This window comes from Psychrobacter celer, from assembly GCF_016107555.1.
In the GTDB taxonomy this organism is placed as follows: Bacteria; Pseudomonadota; Gammaproteobacteria; order Pseudomonadales; family Moraxellaceae; genus Psychrobacter; species Psychrobacter celer.
The window spans coordinates 1-21752 of record NZ_JABASU010000026.1; the positions used below are offsets into that span (position 1 = coordinate 1).

Annotated in this window: 18 protein-coding genes; 12 read left to right on the top strand and 6 right to left on the bottom strand. The window is 46.7% G+C overall.

All coding sequences use genetic code 11. The features are described 5' to 3' along the window. Positions 1-340 precede the first annotated feature (340 nt). The 3 genes from JFC05_RS10810 to JFC05_RS10820 all read left to right on the top strand — a co-directional run bounded on the left by JFC05_RS10810 (position 341) and on the right by JFC05_RS10820 (position 2734). Positions 341-1570 (top strand): NnrS family protein, encoded by a 1230-nt coding sequence (locus JFC05_RS10810; protein ID WP_198336879.1) that lies wholly within the window; start codon positions 341-343, stop codon positions 1568-1570. Between the two features lie 27 nt (positions 1571-1597). Further along, positions 1598-2128 (top strand): Rrf2 family transcriptional regulator, encoded by a 531-nt coding sequence (locus tag JFC05_RS10815; RefSeq protein WP_198336880.1) that lies wholly within the window; start codon positions 1598-1600, stop codon positions 2126-2128. Between the two features lie 162 nt (positions 2129-2290). Further along, positions 2291-2734 carry an SRPBCC family protein gene (locus tag JFC05_RS10820; RefSeq protein WP_198336881.1) on the top strand — a complete coding sequence of 148 codons (444 nt, stop codon included), beginning with the start codon at positions 2291-2293 and terminating at the stop codon, positions 2732-2734. A 46-nt stretch (positions 2735-2780) separates the two neighbouring features. On the opposite strand, the gene JFC05_RS10825 is transcribed toward JFC05_RS10820, so the two are convergent. From JFC05_RS10825 to JFC05_RS10840, 4 genes are all read right to left on the bottom strand, one after another. Continuing rightward, positions 2781-3092 carry a DUF1244 domain-containing protein gene (locus JFC05_RS10825; protein WP_025646541.1) on the bottom strand — a complete coding sequence of 104 codons (312 nt, stop codon included), beginning with the start codon at positions 3090-3092 and terminating at the stop codon, positions 2781-2783. A 63-nt stretch (positions 3093-3155) separates the two neighbouring features. Continuing rightward, positions 3156-3899 carry a hypothetical protein gene (locus tag JFC05_RS10830; protein WP_198336882.1) on the bottom strand — a complete coding sequence of 248 codons (744 nt, stop codon included), beginning with the start codon at positions 3897-3899 and terminating at the stop codon, positions 3156-3158. Positions 3900-4088: 189 nt separating this feature from the next. After that, the gene (locus tag JFC05_RS10835; protein WP_198336883.1) at positions 4089-4862 is read right to left on the bottom strand and encodes a hypothetical protein; all 774 of its coding nucleotides are present in this window, start codon (positions 4860-4862) and stop codon (positions 4089-4091) included. A gap of 172 nt (positions 4863-5034) precedes the next feature. Then, the gene (locus JFC05_RS10840; protein WP_198336884.1) at positions 5035-5982 is read right to left on the bottom strand and encodes a dienelactone hydrolase family protein; all 948 of its coding nucleotides are present in this window, start codon (positions 5980-5982) and stop codon (positions 5035-5037) included. A gap of 506 nt (positions 5983-6488) precedes the next feature. Here JFC05_RS10840 and JFC05_RS10845 point away from each other — a divergent pair. From JFC05_RS10845 to mmsB, 8 genes are all read left to right on the top strand, one after another. Continuing rightward, complete coding sequence (locus JFC05_RS10845; RefSeq protein ID WP_265091145.1) at positions 6489-7628, top strand: MFS transporter; 1140 nt, start codon at positions 6489-6491, stop codon at positions 7626-7628. A gap of 294 nt (positions 7629-7922) precedes the next feature. Further along, entirely contained in the window at positions 7923-9593 is a 1671-nt protein-coding gene (locus JFC05_RS10850) for a fatty acid--CoA ligase (protein ID WP_198336885.1), read from the top strand. 229 nt (positions 9594-9822) lie between these two features. Then, the gene (locus JFC05_RS10855) at positions 9823-11862 is read left to right on the top strand and encodes a propionate--CoA ligase (RefSeq protein ID WP_198336886.1); all 2040 of its coding nucleotides are present in this window, start codon (positions 9823-9825) and stop codon (positions 11860-11862) included. 313 nt (positions 11863-12175) lie between these two features. Further along, complete coding sequence (locus JFC05_RS10860) at positions 12176-13660, top strand: CoA-acylating methylmalonate-semialdehyde dehydrogenase (protein ID WP_198336888.1); 1485 nt, start codon at positions 12176-12178, stop codon at positions 13658-13660. 370 nt (positions 13661-14030) lie between these two features. Continuing rightward, positions 14031-15191 (top strand): acyl-CoA dehydrogenase family protein, encoded by a 1161-nt coding sequence (locus JFC05_RS10865; protein WP_198336889.1) that lies wholly within the window; start codon positions 14031-14033, stop codon positions 15189-15191. Positions 15192-15257: 66 nt separating this feature from the next. Further along, the gene (locus JFC05_RS10870; protein WP_192993541.1) at positions 15258-16040 is read left to right on the top strand and encodes an enoyl-CoA hydratase; all 783 of its coding nucleotides are present in this window, start codon (positions 15258-15260) and stop codon (positions 16038-16040) included. Between the two features lie 61 nt (positions 16041-16101). Then, positions 16102-17361: an enoyl-CoA hydratase/isomerase family protein gene (locus JFC05_RS10875; RefSeq protein WP_198336890.1), complete on the top strand. Its 1260-nt coding sequence runs from the start codon at positions 16102-16104 to the stop codon at positions 17359-17361. A 92-nt stretch (positions 17362-17453) separates the two neighbouring features. Next, positions 17454-18407 (top strand): 3-hydroxyisobutyrate dehydrogenase, encoded by a 954-nt coding sequence (mmsB, locus tag JFC05_RS10880; protein WP_198336891.1) that lies wholly within the window; start codon positions 17454-17456, stop codon positions 18405-18407. A 136-nt stretch (positions 18408-18543) separates the two neighbouring features. Here the strand turns inward: mmsB and JFC05_RS10885 are convergent, their stop codons facing one another. After that, a complete protein-coding gene (locus JFC05_RS10885; protein WP_198336892.1) occupies positions 18544-19302 on the bottom strand; it encodes an IclR family transcriptional regulator in 759 nt (252 codons plus the stop codon). 595 nt (positions 19303-19897) lie between these two features. Between JFC05_RS10885 and JFC05_RS10890 the strand changes: the two genes are divergently transcribed. Beyond that, the gene (locus tag JFC05_RS10890; RefSeq protein ID WP_198336894.1) at positions 19898-20779 is read left to right on the top strand and encodes a hypothetical protein; all 882 of its coding nucleotides are present in this window, start codon (positions 19898-19900) and stop codon (positions 20777-20779) included. A gap of 153 nt (positions 20780-20932) precedes the next feature. On the opposite strand, the gene JFC05_RS10895 is transcribed toward JFC05_RS10890, so the two are convergent. After that, the gene (locus JFC05_RS10895; RefSeq protein WP_198336896.1) at positions 20933-21700 is read right to left on the bottom strand and encodes a 4'-phosphopantetheinyl transferase family protein; all 768 of its coding nucleotides are present in this window, start codon (positions 21698-21700) and stop codon (positions 20933-20935) included. Between the last annotated feature and the right edge of the window lie 52 nt (positions 21701-21752).

The following is a 21752-nucleotide window of genomic DNA, read 5'->3' on the forward strand; positions in this document are numbered from 1 at the left end:
AGCTGCGGGGGTGCTCCAGTTGAGATTACCCGCCAGTATATCGAACAGCAAAATATGCCACACTAAACAGCTTTCTTTGCGCAAGCATAACTACTTAAGTTGCCTTATAGCCACCCCCTGAAGTGGGTGGTTTTACGGCAACGCTGGATAAATAATTAAGAATATTTCATTGAGTGCTATATATGAGCTACCATTTAGGTGGCTTTTTTTTTGATTTAAAAATTCTAGCTCGCTTCTCACATATTAAAAAATGACAGGCATTGAACAACTTATAACATTCATTTAAAATGAATGTTAAATAACTGTTATTTAAATGAATCACTATCATAAGCTGAACGCTATGCAATCAATCAAATTACCGACGCAGCCACCAAGCTCACCGCACCCTATTCTCAATCTTAGTTTTCGCGTTTTCTTTAGTGGGGCGGCAGTCTTTGCAGTAATTATCATGACTTTATGGGCGTTCGTTTTTACCGGTCATACTGATATCGACGCGCAGACATTGAATCCGCTGTATTGGCATGGTCATGAGATGATTTATGGTTATGCTTTAGCCGTGGTCGCAGGTTTTTTATTGACCGCTGTGCAGACTTGGACTGGGGTGAAGATGCCTTATGGCTATAAGCTGCTAGCTATTTTTAGCTATTGGTTAATCGCGCGCTTGAGCTGGTTGGCCTTTGGCTTAGGTCTAGATATTGGTGCGGGGCTACTACTATTAGCGGCTATATTTGATATGTTGTTTGTCGCCTCAATGGCGTGGGTAGTGTTTCGAGCCGTACTGCAAGTTAAGCAATACAAGCAAATGGGGATTTTGGCCAAACTTGCGCTACTCACCTTAGGCAATGGACTGTGCTATTGGGGCATTTTTGCTAATGATATGACTGTCACTAAGATAGGGGTGTATTTAGGGTTTTATCTAATTATCGGCTTAGTGTTGACGATTGGCCGGCGCGTGGTACCGTTTTTTATTGAGCGCGGATTGGCCTATGATGGTATTGATGTCAAAGTGCGCAATAGCAAATGGCAAGATGTCTTGAGTCTGGTTTTTTTCTTGACTTTTTTTATCATTGATCTATTTTATCCTAATAAATATCTGCTCACTATCACTGCTCTTGGCGTCGCTATAGTCAATCTCATACGTTTAGCCGGTTGGTATCACCCAAAGATTTGGCAAAAGCCTTTACTTTGGTCCTTGTATTTAGCGTTTTTGGGCATGTGTTTAAGCTTCGTCTTATATGCTTTGCAGCCTTGGCTTGGCTTTAGTCACAGTCTGGCGGTACACGCTTTATCTATCGCTGGCGTTGGTATGATGACACTGGCGATGATGGCGCGAGTATCACTAGGGCATACAGGGCGCAATATTCATCAGCCGCCAAAGATGGTCAATGTGATGTTTGCGCTCATGGTATTAGTATTTGTCAGCCGCGCATTTTTACCTATTATCGCTGTCGAACATTACTTATTATGGGTGATGATTGCGCAAGGCGCTTGGATTAGCTGCTTTGTACTATTTTGCATCAGCTATTTACCGATATTGTCCAAGCCCAGACCAGATGGTTTGTTTGGTTAAATTTGAATTGTTAAGGAGCATTTGCCCATGAAGTTGACGAACTATAGTGATTATGCGCTGCGCTCCTTAATCTATCTAGCCGTAAAGCCTGAGGCGCAGGCTTTAGCGAACATCAGTGATATTGCTAACAGCTATGATATCTCGAGAAGTCATCTGACAAAGATTATTCATCAATTAGGTCAATTGGGTTATATAGAGACGATTCGCGGTAAAAATGGCGGTATCAGGCTTGCCCGTGCGCCTGAAAATATCAATTTAGGTATACTCATTAAGCAGATAGAGCCGGACTTTGCGTTGGTTGAGTGCTTTGCGGCAACTGTACCTAAGACTGATGCCACGACGCAACAAGGCTTACCGATAACCTTGATTGATGAAACGGCTGATGAGACAGCTAACGAGCCCTTATCAGTTACAAAGCAAGGCTGCGTCATCAGTCCTGCATGCCGATTAAAGGGTGTGTTTTTTGAAGCTCTTACTGCTTTTGTGAGTGTTTTAGAGGGCTATACTTTAGCTGATATCATTAATAATAAAATTGAATTAAAGGCTTTGTTATCTTAATTCAGTATTCGTGCTAAACATCAGAAGCGATAAAACATCTGGCTCGGATGCATATAAGCAGCGATATCATGTAATAGCGTACTGCTTTGTAGTAAAAGTTGTGCTATAACAATATATAACTCGCCTAAATAGCTTCTCATTTCCCATAAAAGAGATAATCCGATGTTTAAAATAAAAGTAGAGCGTACCGTAAATAAACCGATTGATGAGGTGTTTGAAGCCATAAGCGATCATGCCAGTTATGGATTATTCAAAGCGGTAGGGGCGGCTAAGCTACTAACAAAAGGCGATGACGAGCGTAACGGCGTTGGTGCTTTACGTACCATTCAGACGGGACCAGTCAAATTTTGGGAGCGAATTACGGCGTTTGAGCGCCCGACTCATATGCAGTACAAGATTGAAAAAGCCAGACCTGTTAAAGTGGATCACCGCAAAGGGAGCATAGATTTAAAAGATTTAGGCGATGGTACTACGCAGGTAACATGGATATCTGAAGGTCGATTAGTGATACCATTACCTCTGATCGGCCGCTTGCTTGATCGCAAGATGCAAAAACAAGGTACGGTAGGATTTAGTAGTATACTCAAATCCATAGAAAGCCGCTAATTTAGCGGCTTCGTCTATTTTAAATTTTGAGCTGTATCTCGTAATCTTATTCTGCTTTGTTCTTAGCCGCTTCAAGCTCATTGAAGCGCGCTAACTGCTCAGGTGTGGCTGGCTGTTGATACTTCTGCTTCCACTCAGAGTAGGGCATACCATAGATCAGCTCACGAGCGTCTTCATAGTCGATGTCGATACCACGCTCCTCGCCAGCCGCTTTATACCACTTGGACAAGCAGTTGCGACAAAAGTCAGCAAGGTTCATCAGCTCGATATTTTGTACATCTTTACGCTCATCTAAATGAGCCAATAAACGCCGAAATGCCGCTGCTTCTAGTTCGATATTGGACTCTAGTTTTGCCATAGTTTTTCCTTATCTTTACTGTGCATCTATAAATGCAGAGGCTTTTATTAAACTGAATCTTCCTTAAGCATTTTCAAGCTTAGGGCGAGCCTTATTTACGGCTTTAAGTAACGCTTCTTCAAACTCGCCTTGTTTAAATTTGACTAAGTAAGAGTGCGCGGCGCAGAAGTTACGTACGTCCCAGTCATGAGCAATTTGAGTCGCCCAGTCACAGTACTCTTTGCCGGCATTCCGCTCGTCTTTAAGCGCTTTTTTGGTTGTGGGATGCAGCATCACCTCTGGCAATACTTTGCCTAATAGTTTGGTTGGCGGACTCATAAAAGTATCATCAACGTGCAAGCTTTTACTCGCAGGATGATAAGCCAATAACGAGCCGGCATGAATCATCTCATTAGCATGGATATAATCGATGCCTTGTGACATAGAGAACTCAAGCTCAGGATAGCGCTTAGCGACCACATCACTCTCGACCAAGTCTTCACTCCAGTCCACCTCTGGTACGTGTTTGGCGTGGCGACGACTGCCGTAAAAGGTAGCTTGCGGGAAATCTTGTGCCATCTGTGCGCAGTGAACCGTGTGGAATGGATGTACGTTCAATACCGCTTCGACGTCTTGACCGTTATTAGTCAAGGCCATCACTTTATCGCGCACTTCACCTGTCAGCTTATAGCTGTCTAAGAAGATAAACTTGCCGGACTCTAATTTGACAAGCGAGCACTGCGTACCGATATTGATAACACCGCCGATGCGAAACTCGCCGCGTATGTTCCAAAACCCTGACCCTAGATCATGTATCTTTTCTGCCATGGTTATTCTCCTCCATGATGTTAATAATTTTAATTGTAAACTCTATGATAGTACATCGTTTGATAAACAAGTCACTAGTAAAGAGTAATGGATTCAAGCCGCTAGTATCGTTACACAACTTTTGTAACTTGTCCCAAGCTTTACAGTTGCCGTAACTGCATATCGATTAGGCCTTTCGACTAAGTCTGGCTAGGTCTGGCTAGAGGCCGCTTCTAAATCAGCGCGCGCGTTATCAATTCTCGATAGCAATGCAGCTTCAAACTCACCTTCTGCAAAGACGACTAGACCAGAATGGGCCCCGCAAAAGTTACGCACCTCTCGCCACTCGTGAGCAAGCTTTGTCGCCCAGTCGCAGTACGCTTTGCCAGCGTCAGGCTCATCTTTTAATGCTTTAAGTGTGGTCGCATGTAGGTTGATACCGGCTTGCACATCATTAAACTTCTTTGATGGCGGTATCTCAAAGGTATCGTCGACATAAAGGCTTTGACTGGCAGGGTGATAGACGAGAAGCGAGCCTGAATGTACGGAGTCGTCTGGGGCTATGTAATAGATACCTTTTGGTTGTGAAAACTGTAGCTCAGGGTAGCGCTGGGCTACAGCTTCGCTTTCTACGTAATCCTTGCTCCAGTTGACCTCGGGCACCTGCTTATGATGGCGAGCGCTACCATAGAAAGTAGCGTGCGGAAAATCCTTGGCAACGCGCGCACAGTGTACAGTGTGAAAGGGATGTACATTGAGCACGGCTTCAATATCTTTACCATTATTGGTCAGCGCCAGCACTTGCTCGCGCACCTCACCAGTTAAAGTATAGCTATCTAGCAAAATAAACTTCCCTGATGCTAGCTTAATGAGCGCTGATTGATTACCGATATCGACCATACCATTTCTGACAAAAGAGCCTCTAATGTTCCAAAACCCAGCGCCTAGGTCATGTATCTGATCTTTTTTAAATTCTTCTGACATATAAGCCTCTATAGTGAATGACGTTCACGAATGTATAAAAGTAGTCTTTTAAGTGGTTTTTTGAATAATTCTTTTTATTCACTCGGGAACTATAATACGCTTAATTAGTTAGACTTATCCCTACGGTAACTTTTGTTGTACAGGGAACATACAAGCCAAGTATGCAAGTCAGTTAGGGACAGTCAGCGTAATCATAATTCGATATACGCGGGCTTATGCTATAGTCTTCTCGACCACATAAGAACTGATCAAAGCGGGTATCGCCATTGATATGACGCTGCATCCACGCGATACTAGGCTTGCTTAGTAGCTTTTCATTCAAGCGGTAACTTGGACAGAGATGGCTGGCGTTATTGACCTCAATCTTCATCTTAGGCCCTGTCGCTTGTTTATAAAACAAATTGGTATACTTGTTATTAGCCGCAATAACATCGTACTCACAGGAGATAACAAAAGTCGGCGTTGTTACTTCACCATAGCTTTTATCATGATAAGGGGCGAGTGGCATAATGGCGCGTACGTCGCTACGCGTAGATGCCAGTTTGAGCGCGCCGCCCCCGCCCATGGACCAACCAATTGCCCCTAAGCGATCAGGATCTACTATATTGCCTACGGTATTATCGCTGATTACATAATCTAAAGCGTGGCTTAGCTGCTTAGCGCGGCTATCGGGTCTATCATAAATAGAGTTGGTATTCATTGTAATCACGACAAAGCCCCAAGCAGCTAGGCGGGGTCCCAACCATTTAATCGACGATTCATAAGAGACGTAGCCAGGTATCACAGCAATTGCGCCCAAACGTCCGCAGTTGCCAGCGTTAGTCGGATAGTAAATAGTGCCACCGCCAAAGCCGTCTACTAACTCACGTGGTACTTTTTTGCTAGCAATGTTAAAGGGTCCGTTATTTTTTGTTTGACTTAAATTATCAGCGCTAATTGCACTGTCAGGAATACAAGTGACATCTTGGTTTAGCGATGCTACCGACGTTGAGGTTGGCGTTGGCACTGTCTGTGTCGTTTCTGTTAGTGCAATCTTAGCTGAAGCAGGCGCTGTAGACAGTAGCGCGTAGGTAGCTATTGTGATTGTAGCTATACTCAAACGCATTAGGCAATTCGTCATAGTAGTTGTCTTTTGATAGTTGTCTTTTAAAAAGTTCAGTGCATTGCTTAATAGTCAATCTTAACAACAGAGTAAGCTGATAAAAGCCGATTTATAGTAGGTTTTAATAGTTAATATGTCAAAGAGAGCGATGTATAAGCTTAGGACTTGTTGGACGTTATTTTTGCTGGACGTTTAAGAATGTCCATACTCAGATAGAATACCGAGCCACTTGAGAGCCTAGGTGATAAGTATCAATAACATTTTGTGCCCTTAAAACTGATATCGCTCGTGCTATAGTGCTTCATTAATTAATAAGCGCTAAGGGTTAGTAGGTAATTAAAATACCTAGAGCGCTACTTTCTTTTTACTTACGCTTTTTAGCGTCCAATATAGTCAGTACTATTTTGAAACCAATACATCATACAACAAGTCGCAACGTCACCGACGCTCACCACTCAAACGGCGAGAGAGCATATCACGCAAACACGCCACACCATTCGCCTTCATGGGTATTAAAGCTGACCATGGGGCTTATCGGCATGTTTGCTTTTTTGCAGGTCTATTCTGTGCAGGCTATCTTGCCAGTGCTTATCACAGATTTTTCGGCGACTGAGGTACAAGCAGGCATGGTTGTGGGCGCAACAATCTTAGCTATCGCTATTATGTCGCCTTTTTTGGGTATGCTGTCTGATGCTGTCGGCCGTAAGGTGTTTATTGTTGGTGCCTTATTGTTTTTGGCGATACCAACGGCGCTTATCGCTCAAAGCCCGAGCATCGGCTGGATGGGGATTTGGCGGTTTTTACAGGGGTTTTCTGTACCCGGTATCACGGTGGTGACGATTGCTTATATCGGCGAGGAGTTTGAGGGGCGTGCGGTCACAGAGCTGATGTCGTTTTATGTATCAGGCTCTGTGCTCGGCGGCTTTATGGGCCGGTTTTTATTAGGGCATTTGCATGAGCTGATCGGCTGGCGTGCAGGCTATTATGTGATGGCGGCGATGACGCTACTTGGCGCTTTATGGGTTACTAAGATGCTGCCTGCGTCGCGGCAGTTTGTGGCCAATCCAAACTTTCGCTCGGCGATACAGACGCTCGGCGAGCACTTAGTCAATCGTTACGTGGTCACCGCCTGCTTACTTGGCGCTTGCGTGCTGTTTTCGTTGGTTGGCTGTTTTACCTTTATCAATTTGCACCTTGCAGATACGCCTTATGAGCTGAGCACTGGGGCGCTTGCCAATATTTTTGCCGTGTATTTACTGGGGGTGATCATCACGCCGCTTTCTACCACATTGCTGCGCCGCTTTGGCTCAGCGCGTACGGTACGCGTGGCCGTGGTGGTCTCTATGCTTGGCGTACTGCTGACATTGGTCGCGCCGCTTTGGGGCGTGGTGATTGGGCTGGCGGTGATGTCGTCTGGAGTGTTTATTACCCAGTCGGCGACCATCAGTTATATCGCAGTCAATGTCAAAAAAGGTCGATCTTTGGCGTCGGGTCTATATTATATGGGTTACTATGCAGGCGGCACGCTGGGTGCATGGCTGGGCGGTATCACCTATGCGCGCGGACAGTGGTCGCTGACGGTGTGTCTATTATTGTTTGTGCAGATTTTGGCGTTATTGGTTGCTAGTATTGGGATGATTAAGACCAAGTCACACGCCGCGTAAATCCCTTGTCGAATATCGGCAAAGCAGAATATCGGTAAAGTAGATAGACGAGGTATGCAATCCTACGGTTGGCGCTCTTTACCTGAGACCGCTTTACATGGCATGGCTTTTTTCTTACTATCGATCAACAGTATTCATACTTTATATGATTAACCTATTTTAAAGTAGGTGCTTGGCTGACAAAGGTTTGGCATTGACTTTTCAGTAAGAAAAAACAACGACAATCTGGATGTTTCATGCTTTACTTATAAGTATCTGTTATCCACAAAAACGAAAAACAAGGACGTTACATTTATGTCAAATATCTATCACAGTGCACCTGCTGCTTATGACTATCCATTGCTTGTCAAACAGCTTCTTAATCGTGCTAAGACGGTATCGCTCGAGCAAGAAATCGTGTATGCAGATAAACAGCGCTTTACTTATCAAGAGTTGTTTACGCGTATCAATCGCTTAGCCAATGTGCTGGCAGACCTCTACTTAGATGCCGGCGACGTGATTGCGGTCATGGACTGGGACAGCCACCGCTATCTTGAGTCTTATTTTGCGATTCCGATGTCAGAATATATCTTACAAACGGTCAATATCCGCCTATCACCAGAAAAAATCCTCTATACCATCAACCACGCCAAGCCCAAAGTGCTGTTGCTCAACTCTGAGTTTGCGCCGTTGGTTAAAGACTATCAGTTTGAAAACTCCAGTATCGAGCATATTATTTGGCTAGATGATAATGGGGTGTCGCACGAGGGTGTGTTTGGCGGCAATCAAAACCGCATCACAGGAGAGTATGAGGCACTGCTGGCAGTGGCTGATAGTGAATTTGATTTTCCAGATTTTGATGAAGATACCATCGCCACGACTTTTTATACCTCAGGTACGACAGGCGATCCAAAAGGCGTGTTTTTTAGCCATCGTCAACTGGTGTTGCATACGCTCACAGAAGCAGCGACTTTGGGTATGTTGCCCAACAAGCAAGGCGTCAGCTATGGCGACGTCTATATGCCGATGACGCCGATGTTCCATGTGCATGCGTGGGGCTTTCCTTATACTGCGACGATGACAGGCCTCAAGCAAGTTTATCCAGGTCGTTATGCGCCTGATACTTTGCTCGATCTCATCATCAATGAAAAGGTCAGCATTACGCATTGTGTGCCGACGATACTACAAATGGTGCTAAAAGAAGCCCAAGATCGTGATAAGAGCTTTGATGGTCTAAAAATGATCATCGGCGGCTCGCGATTAACCGAAGGATTAGCTAAAGCGGCTCTCGCGCAAGATATCGAGGTCTATACCGGCTACGGTATGTCAGAGACAGCGCCTTTGATTAGCCTGACGGAGTTTAGCCTTGATGAGCCTGAAATGAGCGAAGAAGAGGATGTTGCGCGCCGCTGTATGACCGGTAAGCCAGTACTGATGGTCGATGCGCAGATATGGGGTGAAAACAACCAGCCAGTAGGCACAGGTAAAGATAAGACAGGCGAGCTGGTACTACGAGCGCCGTGGCTAACCCAAAGCTATCTAAAAAATGACGATGCTGGCAAAGAGCTGTGGGAAAACGGCTATATGCACACTCAAGATATCGCATACATACGCCCTGATGGCTATATCCGTATCACTGATCGTCTAAAAGATGTGATCAAATCAGGTGGTGAGTGGATATCATCATTAGAGATTGAGACGATTTTGTCGCTGCATCCAGCGGTGGCTGATGTCTCGGTGATTGGAGTGCGTGATAAGCAGTGGGGCGAGCGTCCGCTGGCGTTGGTTGTCCTAAAACCTGCCTGCCAAGATACTAAAGTCGAGGATATCAAAGCCATCGCAGAAAAAGCAGTCGAGCGTGGTATCATTCCCAAATATGGCGTCCCAAGTCAGTTTAAGTTTGTCGATGATTTGCCAAAGACCTCAGTCGGAAAACACGATAAAAAAGTCATGCGAGAGATGTACGCCGATCAAACAGAGGTTTGATAGACAAAAATGGGCACCCATGATGCACCTGCCTGTGTTAAAATATCGATGAGAATATAGGCATAATAGTTGACCTTTATCGATTGCTCTGCTACATTTTAAACCGATACATAACGTATCGGTTTTTTAGTTCTGGTAAGGATGACCAGTACCTCATTTAGACATGTTGTTATGATAATGTCTGATAAGGCCTTATTGCCCACCTATCGTCACGCTAAGGACAGCTATTATGAGCGACACCATTCAAACTCCTATTGCCACTCAAGAGTCAGCCACCAATATGGCCGACAGCGCCTCTCAATTTGCAGATATCTACCACGCCTCAATTCATGATCGAGAGCAATTTTGGGCGGAGCAAGCAAAGCGTATCTATTGGCACAAAGAGCCTGAGCAAATCCTCGATGACAGCAATCTGCCCTTTGCCAAATGGTATGTCGGCGGCGAAACCAACCTATGCTATAACTGTGTCGACCGTCATCTAGCAGAGCGCGCCGAGCAAGATGCTTTTATTTGGCTGTCTTCTGAGATTAACCAAGAGCTGATAGAGACTTTTCCTGCTGTTGTTGATGCGTTCAAGGACTTGGGTAACCATGTCGAGCTATATACCGATTATGCCAAGCGCCGCCTGACCTACAATGACCTTTATAAAGAAGTCAATTATTTTGCCGATGTGCTACAGCGTCATGGTATCGGCAAGGGTGACCGCGTCATCATCTATATGCCGATGATTTTAGAAGCCGCTTATGCCATGCTGGCCTGCGCTCGTATCGGCGCGGTGCACTCGGTGGTGTTTGGTGGCTTTGCCGCGCACAACCTCGCCATTCGTATGGATGATGCCGAGGCAAAAATGGTCATCACTGTCGATGCAGGTCTACGCGGCGGTAAAGTGGTCAATTATAAGAGTTTGGTCAATCAAGGTGTGGCGCAAGCAACGGTCAAGCCCGAGCATGTATTGGTGGTCAATCGCGGGGTGCTACCATTTGAGCCGCAAGCCATCGATGTCGACTATGCTGAGCAGCGCCGCATTAGCTGCGAAGCCAATGCCATTGTTGAGCCGGTGTGGCTAGAGTCCAACACACCATCTTATTTGCTTTATACCTCAGGTACGACCGGTACACCCAAGGGTGTGCAGCGCGATACCGGCGGTCATGCAGTCGCCCTGACCACCTCGATGGATTATATCTATGATGGCAAAGCCGGCGAGACCTTTTGGGCGATATCAGATATCGGCTGGGCGGTCGGGCACTCTTATACCATCTATGCGCCATTGCTCGCTGGTATGACCAGTGTGATGTATGAAGGTCTGCCGCATCGCCCAAACCCAGGTATCTGGTGGCGAATCGTCGAGGCCAATAAAGTCAATATCTTATTTACCGCACCGACGGGTGTGCGTATGCTCAAGAAGCAAGATGAGACATGGATGACGCGTTATGATGTCTCAAGTGTCAAGTCGTTTTTCTTAGCAGGCGAGCCACTTGATGAGTCAACAGCCAATTGGCTGACCAAGCATTTAGGCGTTCCGATCTTAGACCACTACTGGCAAACAGAGTCCGGCTGGCCGATTTTGAGCAACACGCCCAAGTTCAATCACAAACCGCACAAGCAAGGCTCACCTGGTTATCCCATGTATGGCTATGATGCTCGCGTTCTCAACGAAGAGACGGGCGAGCCATGCGCGGCAGGCGAAAAAGGCTTGCTGGCGATCAGTGCACCACTACCGCCTGGCTGTCTCACCACGGTATGGCGCAACGATGAGCGCTTTATAAGTAGCTATTTTGGCTTGTTTGATGGTCAGCAGTACTCAACCTCAGACTATGCAGTCACTGATGAAGACGGCTATTTTTATATCTTAGGGCGTACCGATGATGTGATCAATGTCGCCGGTCATCGTATCGGTACCCAAGAGGTAGAAGAGGCCATCAGTACCCATCCTGAGATGGCGGAATGCGCGGTCGTCGGTATTGCAGATGAGTTAAAAGGCGAGCTGCCGATTGCTTTTTGTGTGTTAAAAGATCATGAGCAAGTGAAAACGACCGAAAACCGCTTTCGCATTGAGCAGCAGGTCATCGGTGCGGTGGTAAAATCGCTTGGCGGTATCGCAAGGCCGGCAGCTATTTATTTCCCACAAGCACTGCCAAAGACCCGCTCTGGCAAAATCTTGCGCCGCGCTATTCGTGCCTTAGCAGAAAACAAACCCACAGGCGATATGTCGACACTCGATAACCCAACTGCAATCGATGCAGTCAAACAATCTATGCAGGATTACTAGGGCACGCCCGAATCTTCTCTTATGGCGGCTTGCCCAATAAGTCAAAATACAATCTAAATACTAAAAAGCTCATGCTCGCTCATGGGCTTTTTGGTTTTTGAGGATAAGAAAATGCAGATAGCCAAAAATCTTAGATAAAAGTTTGATAAAGCCCTTGACCCTAAATTTGTTTTATTGCTATAGTCAATAACGATACAAAATAAATCATTTTAAATTAATTGTTAATCCAATAAAAACTTTTGGTTTTTTATCCCTTTTAAGTATAACTCGACACCTCGACAAGGTCGTCTCGCAGACAAGATAAGGATATCTTATGCACCACGTTCAGCAGCTCATCAATGGTCAGTTTGTAGACTCTACTACCAACGAGTGGATCGATATCACCGATCCTGCTAGCCAAGAGGTCATCGCCAAAGTGCCGCAGACCAGGGATGATGAAATAAATCAAGCCGTCGCCGCGGCTCAAACAGCCTTTCAAACATGGCGCAAAACACCCATCACCACGCGCGCACGTATCTTTTTAAAATACCAGCAATTGATTCGCGAGCATATGGATGAGCTGGCAGAGACTTTGACAGCAGAGCAGGGCAAAACCATCGCTGATGCGCGCGGGGATGTGTTCCGTGGTTTAGAAGTGGTCGAGCATGCTGCAGGTATTGCCAACCTACAAATCGGTGATTTTGTCGAAAATGTCGCTTCAGGCGTTGACACTTATAGTATCTGGCAGCCGCTTGGGGTTTGCGCGGGTATCACACCATTTAACTTCCCAGCGATGATTCCGTTATGGATGTTCCCGATGGCGATTGCCACGGGCAACACTTTTATCCTAAAGCCATCTGAGCAAGACCCGATGGTGACCATGCGTTTGGTTGAGCTGGCCGTCGAAGCGGGTGTCCCTGAAGGCGTGCTAAACGTCGTACATGGTGGCAAAGCCACAGTTGATGCCATCTGTGATCATCCAGATATCAAAGCGGTGTCGTTTGTCGGCTCTAGCGCTGTGGGTAAGCATGTCTATGAGCGTGCCAGCCAATCAGGCAAGCGTGCTCAGTGTATGATGGGCGCAAAAAACCACGGCGTTATCTTGCCAGATGCCAATAAAGAGCAAACGCTCAATCAGCTAGCGGGCGCAGCCTTTGGGGCAGCAGGTCAACGCTGTATGGCGCTATCTGTCGTGGTGCTGGTCGGTGCGGCAGGCGAGTGGATCGATGATATAAAGGCCAAAGCTGAGAGCCTAGTGGTATCTGCTGGTAAAAACGATAAGGATTTGGGGCCACTGATTTCTCCTGCGGCAAAAGCACGCGTTGAGCATCTCATCGGTACAGGGGTAGAAGAAGGGGCGAGCTTACTGCTTGATGGTCGTGGTATCACGGTTGAAGGGTTTGAAAAAGGCAACTTTGTAGGACCGACTATCTTTGATAATGTCACAAGCGACATGCAAATCTATAAAGAAGAGATCTTCGGCCCTGTGCTGTGTATCATGCGCGCCGATAGCTTAGATGAGGCGATTGAGCTACTCAATGCCAACCCGCATGGCAACGGCACTGCTATCTTTACCCAATCAGGGGCCGCAGCACATAAGTTCCAGCAAGACGTGCAGGTCGGGCAGATCGGCATTAACTTGCCAATTCCTGTGCCACTACCGATGTTCTCATTCTCAGGCTCACGTGCCAGTAAACTCGGTGATTTGGGTCCTTATGGCAAACAAGCGGTGCAGTTTTATACCCAAACCAAGACGGTCACAGCGCGCTGGTTTGATGACGAGGCCAGCCGCGGGGTCAATACCACTATTTCGATATAAGGCCTTAGTCTGTGTCATTGCGGTATAGTGTCTATAGTTAGCTGAATGTAAAACTGTTATGGATTTAAACGCGCTACTGGTATAAATTTTACTTGCGTGCTGCGTTCCCAGAGGCTGCGCAACCTACATTTAAAAACAGCATCCCAGTAGCGCTATGACATTTTTAGAGTGTATCGACTATATCTTGCTGGTTGTCGCCATGTGTGTTTTTGCCATACAAGCATGTGTCGATGACGTTATACCGCTGTTATACTGTATAACACGACACTTTATGACCGACACGGTATCAACCATACCGTTAACTGATGTTAAAACAGGCACGGCTGACCCATTTTTACTCTATTTGTAATGCATGTACAAGGATGACCCCATGGATTTTTCATTGACCGACGACCAGATCGCCTTTCGCCAAACCGCCAAACAGTTTGCTCAAAAAGAGCTCAAACCAAACGCCGCTGAGTGGGACCGCACCTCACATTTCCCAGTCGATGTCATCAAAAAAACCGGCGAGCTTGGTTTTTTGGGGCTGTATACCAATCCAGAGTATGACGGTCTTGGGCTACCACGCTTAGACTCCGCCATGGTGTTTGAAGAGCTGGCATGGGGCGATACCGCGGTCGCCGCTTATATGAGTATTCATAATATGGCAGGCTGGATGATCGGTGAGTATGGCAGCGATACTCTGTGTAAAAAATATCTACCAAAGATGGTCAGTGGTGAATGGCTTGGCAGTTATTGCTTGACCGAGCCCAATGCCGGCTCGGATGCGGCCTCACTACGCAGTAAAGCCGACAAGCAGGACGACTATTATGTGTTAAATGGCGAAAAGACCTTTATCTCGGGCGCAGGCGCGACCGATGTACTGGTCGTCATGGCACGAACAGGCGCCGCCGGACCCAAAGGTATATCGGCGTTTGTCGTCGATGCCCATAGCGATGGCATTGAGTACGGCAAAAACGAGCACAAAATGGGCTGGAAAGCACAGCCCACACGCACCATCAGCTTTAAAAATGTCAAAGTTCCAGCCGAAAATCTAATCGGCGAGGAAGGCCAAGGTTTTCGTATTGCGATGAAAGGCTTGGACGGTGGACGTATCAATATCGGTATCTGTGCGGTCGGTACAGCGCAGTCGGCGCTTGAGACCGCGACCAATTATGTGCAAGAGCGTAGCCAGTTTGGCAGTCCGATTGCCAGTCTGCAGTCGGTGCAATTCAAGCTTGCTGATATGTTGACCCAGACCATTACCGCACGGCAAATGCTGTATCTGGCGGCCAACAAAGTCGACAATCAAGACAGCCAAGCATCGACCTATTGTGCGATGGCAAAGCGTCTGTCTACCGATCTTTGCTTTGATGTGGCCAACCAAGCACTACAACTGCATGGCGGCTATGGCTATCTCAATGAGTATCCGCTTGAGCGTCACGTGCGAGACTTACGCGTCCATCAGATATTAGAAGGCACCAATGAGATCATGCGCGTGATCGTCTCGCGTCAGCTGATGCACGATGATGCGCTGAGCCAGCTACGCTAATCTTGGTATTCAGTGTTTATGGCGTGTCTTCATTTCAAAAATAATGATAAAAATAAAGGATTACTTATGACGGATTACACCAATCTCAACCTAGCTATTGATGGTCACATCGCCACCGTGACGCTAAATAATCCACCTGCTCATACGTGGACGATGGATAGTCTGCCCGCGCTCAAGCAGTTGGTGACGGATCTTAATGCCAATGATGAGGTATATGCCCTAATCATTCATGGCGATGGTGAAAAGTTCTTTTCAGCAGGGGCGGACCTAAATAATTTCTCAGACGGTGACAAAGGCCGAGCCATCAGCATGGCCATTGCTTTTGGCGAAGCGTTTGAAGCCTTATCTGCTTATCGCGGCGTTAGTATTGCAGTCATCAACGGCTACGCGATGGGCGGCGGGCTTGAGTGCGCGCTGGCCTGTGACATCCGTATCGCAGAAGCACATGCCCAGATGGCACTACCAGAGACAGGTGTGGGATTATTACCTTGTGCTGGTGGTACACAAAATCTGCCGATGCTGGTGGGTGAAGGCTGGGCCAAGCGTATGATATTGTGCGGCGAACGCGTCGATGCCGAGACGGCCTTGCGTATCGGCTTGGTTGAGGAAGTCGTGGACAAAGGCGCAGGACTACAAGCAGCACAAGCGTTGGCAAAAAAAGCCGCCAAACAGTCTCCTGTTGCCGTTAGTTATTCTAAAGCGCTTATCCAAGCAGCTAGAAATAACCCGCCTGCGCAAAACCTCATCCATGAGCGCGAAGCATTTGTAAAGCTGTTTGATACCGAAGATCAGCGCGAAGGCGTGCAAGCATTTTTAGAAAAACGTCAGCCAACTTGGCAAAATAAATAAACGCCCAAGACCGTATTGATAAAACGCCCTAATATTCATTTTACTTTTTGTAGGTCTTTTTATGACAACCTCAACAGATAACAATAATCAAAATGCTGCTACGCCTGCCGCGCCAGTATTGTTTGATACTGAACAGACAGACTGTGGTCATCTCATTGGTATTATGACGCTTAACACACCAAAATCTCTCAACGCCCTAAGTGTCGAGATGTGTCAATTGTTGGCCGCGCAATTAGAGCAGTGGGAGCGTGACGAGCAGGTAGTGGCGTTGGTGCTCAAGGGCGCAGGCGACAAGGCGTTTTGTGCAGGTGGTGATATTCGCAAGCTATATGACAGCATGTCACAGTCTGCACCACTACCTAACCCTTATGCGACAGAGTTTTTTGGTCATGAGTATCGTCTCTATCGGCAGATGCATTTTTATTCCAAGCCGCTGATACTCTGGGGCGATGGCATCATTATGGGCGGCGGTATGGGGCTGATGGCAGGATGTAGCCACCGTGTGGTCACTGAGCGTACGCGCTTTGCCATGCCTGAGGTGACCATTGGGCTGTTCCCTGATGCCTCTGGTAGTTGGTTTTTGCAGCGTATACCCGCCAAGATGGGATTGTTTTTAGGCCTGACTGGGGCGATGTGTAATGGCAACGATGCCATCTTGTCCAATCTAGCTGAGTATGCCGTGAGCAGCGGTGATTATGATGCCATCTTACAACGTCTCAAACAAAGCGATTGGCAGCAAGCCGCTCACCGTACAGACACCAGTCATCAGCGCCAGCATAACAGCGCGCACGATATCGTCAGCCGTGCATTAGCGGCGCAGCCTGTCACTGAGTTGCCTGCTAGCAAGCTGGCCACCTATTGGCATGCCATTGGACAGTTAATGAATAGCGGCGGGTTGGGTGACATTGATGTCATCTTGCAAAGCGACGCGGCGTTGGAGAAGTTAGATGCCGACTTTGCGCAAGACAGCTGGACGCAGCGCGCTGTTGCCACTTATCGAGCAGGCTGCCCTGTGACGGTGGCGTTGACTTACGCACTGTATCATCAAGTTGCAGACCTATCGCTTGAGCAGGTCTTGTACCTAGAAACCAATGTCGCTGTACACTGCGCTGCCAACCCTGACTTCAAAGAAGGCGTACGGGCGCTGCTGATTGACAAAGACCGTAACCCCAATTGGTCGCGTTCATTGGCAGACTGTCTCAGCGCCGATGGACAGGCATACATCTATCAGCATTTCACCAATCCCTATGCGGCAGGCGAGCACCCATTGAAAGGATGGCTGGGCAGTGAGTCTTTGGGGAGCCAGATTATCAATCACTAACAATCTACTAAAAATAAGAGCAGATCTGCCTAGGCAGCCGAGCAGGTGCTATTGGCAATAACATAAAAAATCAATCATCAAGGAGTGATGAGATGGGTATGAAGGACACAAATACCAAAAATACAGCAAAGAGTGCCGAGGCAAAACCAACGATTGCCTTTATTGGTCTTGGTAATATGGGCGCACCGATGGCAGAAAACCTATTAAAGGCAGGCTATCCGCTATCAGTATATGACTTATCTGCAGAAGCATGCGAGCGCCTGCAGCAAGCAGGTGCCAGCGTCGCTACCAGCCCAAAAGAGGCGGCGAGCAATGCGAGCGTTGTGATTAGTATGTTGCCAGCGGGCAAGCACGTTCATTCTGTCTATCTAGGTGAGAATGGATCTGATGGCTTGCTAGCAGAGCTGCCCAAGGGCACACTGGTCATCGATAGTAGTACCATCGCTGCCGCTGACGCCAGATTGGTAGCAGAAGCCGCAACTGGTCTTGGTATAGACTTTTTAGATGCGCCCGTCTCTGGTGGTACAGGCGGTGCCATCGCTGGTAGTTTGACCTTCATCGTTGGCGGTAGTGCCGACGCATTTGCCAAAGCGGAGCCGATACTGGCGGTGATGGGCAAAAACATCTTTCATGCAGGCGAGCATGGAGCAGGACAGGTCGCCAAAATTTGTAATAATATGCTCTTAGGTATCTTGATGGCAGGGACGGCAGAGGCCATCAATCTAGGCGTAAAAAACGGCCTCGATGCCAAAGTATTGTCTGACATCATGCTACAAAGCTCTGGGCGCAACTGGACGCTGGAGGTCTATAACCCTTATCCTCAGGTGTTAGAAAACGTGCCTTCGAGCAAGGGCTACAAAGGCGGCTTTATGAGTAAGCTGATGCAAAAAGACCTCAACCTTGCCATGCAAACTGCCAAAGATACCGCGGTTGAGACACCGATGGGTGCCAAGGCGACAGAGCTCTACGACGATCACGCGCGCGAAAATGGCGACAAAGATTTTTCTAGTATCATGGGGCGTCATGACCATTCGGTGCTGTCTTAAAGTGCCTAATTCTTGAATTGCCTAGTCTTTGAAATATCTGTCTCGAACGCACAAAGCGACTAAAGGTACTCGTCTCAAAGCAAAAAAGGTCTGCGCTATCTGTGATAGCGCAGACCTTTTGGTTATAAAATTCTGCTTAGTTTTGTAACTCATAGACCAAAGTCTGAATATCCTGAGCGGCTGTCTGCAGGCGCGGCACATGCGTCATCAGCTCGTCTAATGACACGCGTATGGTCGGCGCATGCAAGTACAAAGAGGCCAGATAACGTGACTTCTTATCTAATACAGGCACAGACACCGCCACCATCTCCGAGATAAACTCTTCGTTGTCGATACCGACCCCTGTCTCAGCGATTTTATCCAGTTCTTGATTGAGCGCATCGATATCTGTGATGGTGTTTTTGGTAAATTTATCCAAAGGCAAGCCTTTCAATATCTTGTTACGGCTGGTGGTGGAGAGCTGGCTCAGATACAGTTTACCCGTTGCTGTACACCACATCGGAGACTTGACGCCCACAGGCAGATAAATCTGCAAAGGTAGTGAGGTCTGCGCGCGGTTGGTATAGAGCATATTCATGTGATAAGGAATCGCAATCCCGCAAGTCTCTTCGATCTCCTCGACCAGCTTATGCAAAATCATCTGCCGCTCATTAAAAAACTGGCGCTGCTGCCACAGCTCAACGCTCAAATTGCGCACTCGCTTGCCAGGTATGATGCCGCCGCCGATATCAACGGTGACAAACCCCTCATCCACCAGATTTTGAATCAAACGATGAATGGTCGGTTTTGGAATGTCCAGCTCTTGCGATAGCTCAAGTGGAGAGAGCGGCTTAGAAGCATAAGACACCGCTTCTATAATCTCTAACACACGGGTAATCGACGATACTTTAGGCATATAAATGGCTCGATAATAATAAAAAAGGAGAAAGCGCAGTCGCTTGCAACGCGTTAATAATTATAACAAAAAATCATAAACCTGAGGCTTTGTAACTGATTTATTACTGTCTCTAATTTAGCACAATATAACGCTTAGACAAACGTTAGTCGTGGTATAACAAGACATTTATGTCGTTTATTTTCCTAACTGATTTTTTTGTCCAAAAACACCCCTAGATACGTCAATTCACAAAACACAACAATCTGTAGTAATAAGCTATATAACTGTTATTGAAGCTGAGACGTCAGTAAGCGATGATAATGACATATTTTGTAATATCCTTACATGAGTATTAAGTCACTTAAAAATCATGTCTACGCTGTTGGATCACTTTGAGAGCGTTGTGTAACAGAAAGTCGAAGTTTTGCCGGTTGATGTAGCAATTATTACAATACCTATGCAATCTTTACATAATGGCAAATAAAAAGCGCGTCTGTAGGGGTGACTTTTTGAGCCAAAATTGTTTTAATCTGCTCAATAAAATGATGGATTTAAAAAGAACTAAATTGTCATTTTTTTTGGGCGAGTTATTCCACACTTTAGGAGAGTATTTATGAAACTTATTAAACTAACAGCAATTTCTGCTGCCGTTTTGGCTTCAACTGCTGCACTAGCGGCCGAGCCAGTTGTCGTTGTTGATGACAATACAGCTGTCGCATATGAAGCAGAGCCAGTCGCTGTCGCTTATGAAGCCGAACCTGCTTATGCATACAATGCTGATGCTGGTGTGGTACGTAACACCACTGGCGCTGTCGCTGGTGGTACTAAGACTTTCTTCCAAACAGCTATCAACCCAGCCGCTGTCAGTGCTGAAGTTGGTACACTAGGTTATGGTGCCAATATCGCTTGGGGTTTGAATGAAAAAACTGAACTACAAGCCGGTTGGGCAGGTGGTGATGTTGCTGACTTATTTGGCGGGGACTTTGATGCAAACGATGTAAACTATGATGTAGATGCTGATTTTAGTAACCCATACCTAGGCGTACAATTACGTCCTACTGGCAACTGGTTCACTATGGGTGCTGGTATCATCGTACCGGATAACGATATCGACGTAACTGCTAACCCAGAAGGCGGTGTATATAAAATTAACGACGTATCATATAACGCAGATGACGTAGGTACTTTACAAGGTACTATGGAGCATCGTAACAAATTAGCCCCTTATGCAACTATCGGTTTCCGTCCAAATATTACCAATAATTTTGGCCTCTTCGGTGAAATCGGTGCTGCGTATATGGGTAGCACGGATGCTACTGTAACTGCAAGCAAAACAGGGCCAGTACGTGTAGATGATGGCGGTAACACTGGGGGTACTGTTGTAGCTGGTTTATCTCCTGATGACGTTGCAAAACGTGCTGAGCAAGAGCTAGAAGATAAAGACTACTTAGAGTGGATGCCAATCGTAAAAGTCGGTGCAACTTACCGCTTCTAATTTAATCACAGTCTACTGGCTGTTATGAAATAAATAAAAAACGATCCTATTTATTAGGGTCGTTTTTTTGTGCGCTGAGTAATAACAAGTAGTAATATGCTAGCGATTAGATGGAGGACATGTTACGCCTTAGATGTTGGCTAGATATCCTCATCAAAACACAATTACAATATGCTGCCTAGGAATGATGGCGATACGGTACCCTGTTTTTTTATCCATCACAGTCATCAGATGATGGCCGTCTATCACGCTGTATATCAAATCCTCAATCAGATAAGCGTAGTCGATACCCAGCCCTTGCGCGAGGGTGTATTGATATACCTTGATATAGCTTTCTTTTATTTGCCATAGCCGCTTTGCGATCGCATCACGCTGCCATGCAGGCAGTCGTTGCAATACCGCCTTTTCTTTATCAGCATAAAAACGCCGAACCACCTGCCAAGCTACCTCATTTGCTTCTATATCGATGCCAGCAGGACGATGCTGGCTGAGAATGACGGCCACCTGATTGTCTAGACAGCTCGTTGGTTGAGTATTGCTATTATCAGTATCGTCTGTATTTTTTGCGCCTGTATGGCTAAAGCATACGTAGTATTTGCTACGAGCAAGCTGATAAGGAAAGGCTGACTCATCTAAGGTGTCGTCTATCTGTAGCTTGGTGAGTAGCTGTTGTAACAACAGCCGTACGCCTTGCCGCTGTAGTTGGCGCTGCTGCTGCGCCCGATCAGGTGCTGATATGTCTGCAGACGCACGGCAATACTGCCATTGCTGGGTATCATCTATATGGGTGTTTAGGTCGTATCGGCTTAGATAGGGTGGTTCATCGATATGCTTATGGGCAAGGGCGTTGACACGGGCGGTGGCACACCATGTCGCAGGCCCAAGCCTCACAATATGAGTTTGTGTCAAGTATAAGGGCATAGGTGTAGCCGCAGGTTTTATGTAGGAGTAGGAAGTATAAAGCCCAGCAACG

What these genes read in the sequence shown, in the direction of transcription:
- JFC05_RS10850 (WP_198336885.1), top strand. Translation starts at nt 7,923, where the DNA reads ATGTCAAATATCTATCACAGTGCACCTGCTGCTTATGACTATCCATTG.
- JFC05_RS10820 (WP_198336881.1), top strand. Translation starts at nt 2,291, where the DNA reads ATGTTTAAAATAAAAGTAGAGCGTACCGTAAATAAACCGATTGATGAG.
- JFC05_RS10870 (WP_192993541.1), top strand. Translation starts at nt 15,258, where the DNA reads ATGACGGATTACACCAATCTCAACCTAGCTATTGATGGTCACATCGCC.
- mmsB (WP_198336891.1), top strand. Translation starts at nt 17,454, where the DNA reads ATGGGTATGAAGGACACAAATACCAAAAATACAGCAAAGAGTGCCGAG.
- JFC05_RS10840 (WP_198336884.1), bottom strand. Translation starts at nt 5,982, where the DNA reads ATGACGAATTGCCTAATGCGTTTGAGTATAGCTACAATCACAATAGCT.
- JFC05_RS10875 (WP_198336890.1), top strand. Translation starts at nt 16,102, where the DNA reads ATGACAACCTCAACAGATAACAATAATCAAAATGCTGCTACGCCTGCC.
- JFC05_RS10855 (WP_198336886.1), top strand. Translation starts at nt 9,823, where the DNA reads ATGAGCGACACCATTCAAACTCCTATTGCCACTCAAGAGTCAGCCACC.
- JFC05_RS10895 (WP_198336896.1), bottom strand. Translation starts at nt 21,700, where the DNA reads ATGCCCTTATACTTGACACAAACTCATATTGTGAGGCTTGGGCCTGCG.
- JFC05_RS10825 (WP_025646541.1), bottom strand. Translation starts at nt 3,092, where the DNA reads ATGGCAAAACTAGAGTCCAATATCGAACTAGAAGCAGCGGCATTTCGG.
- JFC05_RS10890 (WP_198336894.1), top strand. Translation starts at nt 19,898, where the DNA reads ATGAAACTTATTAAACTAACAGCAATTTCTGCTGCCGTTTTGGCTTCA.
- JFC05_RS10885 (WP_198336892.1), bottom strand. Translation starts at nt 19,302, where the DNA reads ATGCCTAAAGTATCGTCGATTACCCGTGTGTTAGAGATTATAGAAGCG.
- JFC05_RS10860 (WP_198336888.1), top strand. Translation starts at nt 12,176, where the DNA reads ATGCACCACGTTCAGCAGCTCATCAATGGTCAGTTTGTAGACTCTACT.
- JFC05_RS10815 (WP_198336880.1), top strand. Translation starts at nt 1,598, where the DNA reads ATGAAGTTGACGAACTATAGTGATTATGCGCTGCGCTCCTTAATCTAT.
- JFC05_RS10845 (WP_265091145.1), top strand. Translation starts at nt 6,489, where the DNA reads ATGGGGCTTATCGGCATGTTTGCTTTTTTGCAGGTCTATTCTGTGCAG.
- JFC05_RS10830 (WP_198336882.1), bottom strand. Translation starts at nt 3,899, where the DNA reads ATGGCAGAAAAGATACATGATCTAGGGTCAGGGTTTTGGAACATACGC.
- JFC05_RS10835 (WP_198336883.1), bottom strand. Translation starts at nt 4,862, where the DNA reads ATGTCAGAAGAATTTAAAAAAGATCAGATACATGACCTAGGCGCTGGG.
- JFC05_RS10865 (WP_198336889.1), top strand. Translation starts at nt 14,031, where the DNA reads ATGGATTTTTCATTGACCGACGACCAGATCGCCTTTCGCCAAACCGCC.
- JFC05_RS10810 (WP_198336879.1), top strand. Translation starts at nt 341, where the DNA reads ATGCAATCAATCAAATTACCGACGCAGCCACCAAGCTCACCGCACCCT.